General features: G+C 45.1%; 3 protein-coding genes. 2 read left to right on the forward strand and 1 reads right to left on the reverse strand.

Annotated features, from left to right (window positions below):
* The first annotated feature begins 71 nt into the window (after window positions 1–71).
* Window positions 72–317 carry a hypothetical protein gene (locus B9J84_RS12575; RefSeq protein WP_094124273.1) on the forward strand — a complete coding sequence of 82 codons (246 nt, stop codon included), beginning with the start codon at window positions 72–74 and terminating at the stop codon, window positions 315–317.
* Between the two features lie 195 nt (window positions 318–512).
* Window positions 513–3,269, forward strand: coding sequence for an immune inhibitor A domain-containing protein (locus tag B9J84_RS12580; protein ID WP_094124274.1), 2,757 nt, complete (start codon window positions 513–515; stop codon window positions 3,267–3,269).
* Between the two features lie 73 nt (window positions 3,270–3,342).
* On the opposite strand, the gene B9J84_RS12585 is transcribed toward B9J84_RS12580, so the two are convergent.
* A partial coding sequence (locus tag B9J84_RS12585; protein ID WP_094124275.1) for a lipase secretion chaperone occupies window positions 3,343–4,080 on the reverse strand: 738 nt, incomplete at its 5' end.

The raw sequence follows: 4,080 nt of genomic DNA on the forward strand, positions 1-4,080 counted from the left end.
ATTTACACTTGCTATGCGCATGACTGATATATAGATTGTTACGAATAATTCACACATTATATGGATATACTGTGAAACATTTAATTTATTTTTTATTAATTAGTTACTCATCAATTAGCCTTGCTCAATCTTCAGTTGATGATGAACGGTTGCTCGCCTCATTAATCGAACGAGGTGTGATATGTGAAGGGCTGACATCAGAACAGCAACAACAAGCACTTGCTCTTTATCTACAAAAAAAACACCACAAAGAAAAGTATCTCAATTCGACAACTCATCAAGAAGAAGCGTGTATTTCTCCGCCGAAGAGCGACTAAATCACCCGTTCAATCTTCACTGAATAACACTCAAAAAACTTGCCTAGATAAGAATATACCAGCCACTCATTGCGTCCATGAATTCTATTTTATGGCGATGAAAGCCATCTATTCTCTATAGCGCTCAGTCGTATGGAAATCGGTTCAGTGAAATTGTTAATACCATAAATACAGAAAGACAAATAAGGAAAGCAGATGAAACACATAAGGAAAACCTTGCTTGCGTCAGCAATGGTAACACTATTTAACGTCAGTGCTTATGCGCACACCCCGATTGATTTAGGGGTAGTCAATGAAGATAAACTCATTGAAATGTTAGTTCGTAACGGTGTTGTGGATGCCAATGCTACCGATGCAGTCAAGCGCGATGCCTTGGATCGTTATTTAGAGCAGAAAATCAAATCGGGCTTCCACGGCGATGCGCAATTTGGTAAGCAAGCTCTTGAGCAACGCGCACGGGTATTAAAGACCATTGAAAAACAAAAAGGCCAGCAAAAAGCCAGCGTTTTTGCTCTCGATATCAGCACCAAACGCACCGATAAGGTATTAGCGCTTTTAATTGATTTTCCCGATTTACCTTGGAACGATAATCGCCTGACCAAAGAGCATACTGAAATGCTCTATGCCAGCTACAATCCACCTCACTATCAAGATCTGCTTTTTTCAGATGCGGGCTATGCAGGCCCTAATGGAGAAAATTTCATCTCGATGCGTCAGTATTATGAAAGCGAGTCTGGGCAAAGCTACAGTGTGGCCGGGCAAGCCGCAGGTTGGTATCGCGCGTCTAAAAACGCCGCGTTTTACGGGGGCAACTCTGCAACAACAGACAAAGATATGAATGCGCAAGAGTTGGTGCGCGAAGCACTGAACCAACTGGCGCAAGACCCTAATATTAATCTGGCCGATTACGATATTGAAGATCGTTACGATTACAATGGTAATGGCAACTTCCGCGAACCGGACGGCGTAATCGATCACTTGATGGTGTTCCATGCATCCGTTGGTGAAGAAGCCGGCGGCGGTGTGCTTGGACCTGACGCTATATGGTCCCACCGTTATAATCTCGGCCAACCTTATGTCCTTCAAGGCACAAAAAGTACGCTTCCAGATCGCTTTAACGGCCAATATGCCGCCTTTGATTACACCATGCAACCGATTGATGCGGCCGCTGGGGTTTGCGCACACGAGTATGGCCACGATTTAGGTTTGCCTGACGAATACGATACCCAATACACAGGTAAAGGTGAGCCAGTTTCTTATTGGTCCATCATGTCTTCTGGCAGTTGGGCCGGAAAAATTGGCGGAACACAACCGACGGCATTCAGCTCTTGGTCTAAACAGTTCTTACAAAAAGCGGTCGGTGGTCGTTGGATCAATGACGATCAAATTTCGATTGCAGAGTTAGAGAAAAATCCTCGCGTATTTACCCTATTCCAAACCACTGACAATGCTCGACCAAATATGGTGAAGATTGATTTACCACTGAAACGTGTTGATGGAGTGAAGCCTTATCAAGGTTCGTCCGCTTTTTATTCAAACCGAGGCGATGATCTGAAAAATAGCATGTCTCGTAAGCTTTCTATCCCTACAGGTGAACAAGCTACGCTGAATTTTAAAGCATGGTATCAGATTGAAAAAGACTACGACTTTGCACGCGTACTGATCAATGGTAAAGCGATTGCTGGTAACATCACCACCATGGATGACCCGTACAATACAGGGCTTGTACCTGCTATTGCTGGTAAGTCGGATGGCTGGGTCGATGCGATATTTGACGTCTCCCAATGGACAGGCCAAGAAGTGACACTCAGCTTTGACTATGTCACTGACGGCGGCTTAGCCATGGAAGGTCTTTACCTTGATAACCTACAGTTAGAGGTCGACGGGCAGCAAACCCTTATTGATGATGCCGAAGGAACATCCACCTTCGCCTTTAAAGGTTACACCACCAACAATGGATTCCATGAAGCGCCACACTATTATTTACTGCAATGGCGTAGCCACAATGACGTCGACCAAGGCTTAGCCAATATCAAACGCATGGGCCAGTTGATGACTTTCGAACCCGGCCTACTGGTTTGGTATGTGGATGAATCTTACACGGATAACTGGGTAGGTAACCACCCAGGTGAAGGTTGGTTAGGTGTCGTCGATGCGGATCAAAACGCATTGGTTTGGTCAAAAACCGGTGAGGCCGCACAAACGCGCTTCCAAGTGCGAGATGCAACCTTCTCATTGCAAGATCAAACACCTCTACGTTTAGTCGCTGCCGATGGTGATGTGCTCGAAGACACAAGCTTAATCGGTAATGGTAATTTCTCTGATGGCGCGGATTACAGCTCACCATTAGTACCAGATGCTGGGCGTAAGTTAACGGAATTTGGCTTGATGATCGACATCCTCAACCAAGGCCAAGACAATGAGTACGGCGTAATTCGCTTATCAAAAGTCAGCGAACAAAACCAAGCTCCTGTCGCCAACTTTGAGCTTAAAACCGACGGTTTATCTGTCAGTGCTCTCAACTACAGCCATGATGAAGATGGCGAGCTAGTCAGTTACGCATGGGATTTTGGTAACGGCCAAATGAGCAGCGAAATGGCGCCAAGCTGGAGCTACACCAGAGCAGGGCAATACACAGTAAGCCTAACCGTAACGGATGATAAAGGCGCAACCAACACCACTACGCGCACAATACAGGTTGAAGTGCCTAACGCATTACCGCAAGCCAGTGCTAAGTACATCCACCTTGGACGCTGGGTAACAATGTGGTCAACCAGCAGCGATAGCGATGGGCGTATTGTCGATACGGAATGGACCCTGCCGAATGGAAAAATAAAACGTGGCAAACTCTTCACCGCCATTTTCCCAAGCTCTGGAAAACATGAAGTGAAAATTAAAGTGATGGATGACAAAGGTGCAATAGTGACTAACACCATTGTGGTGAATTTGTAACCACCTATTCTATTTTCTCTTAGAGAACTTGAGCGCGGCTTCGGTCGCGCTCTTCTTTATTGGATAAACAGAATTAAAGCGATTGATCACTTAACCTTTCCAAAGCCTCGACGCGTTTGAGTTGTTTGACCTCAAACGTTTGGGTACGCAGTTGCGTAATTTGCTGATTTTTTTCATCTTGGCTCAAGCGCGTATTTTCAAGCACCGCCGAACGCTGTTGTAGATAGTTTTCGAGATGCTGAGAAAACTGCTCTCGTTGTTCACTAAGCCGCGTTAACCGCTGTGCTCCTTGTTCGCCAACCAACTCGTTCCAAGCTAAGTATTGCTCTTGCGTGGACAAATGGCGACTCGCGTTGAGTGCTGGCAGTAGTTGTACATTGCGTTCACTGCGCTGAATGTATTCTGGCTGCTGTGCTAATAACGTTTGCCACTGCTGCTGCTCATCATATGAATCTACTGCTTGAGATTTAATGCGCAGCTTTTCTAACGCTAAATTTCGTAACGCATTCTCTTCACCAAACAACATACTTTGCTGATCAACGTTAAAAAATTGACTTTGTATTTTCAGTAACTGCTGATTGATCTCAGCTAAGGTAGCAAGATCGAGATTGGCGATGGAAGAATTAGCCTCTAACTCAGCTAATGCTTGTTTGTATTGGATAAACTGTTCAAAAAGCATTGGATCGATCACCACGCCCTCATCCTGCTCAGCATACTGGGCAATGCGCAGCTCAACCTCAGGTAATGAACTCTCTCCTAATGTAGAGATAAAATAGTGAATTAAATCAAGACTCGATGCGCTGTCTATCTG

The organism is Vibrio sp. V03_P4A6T147 (assembly GCF_002241085.1).
Classification (GTDB): Bacteria; Pseudomonadota; Gammaproteobacteria; order Enterobacterales; family Vibrionaceae; genus Vibrio; species Vibrio anguillarum.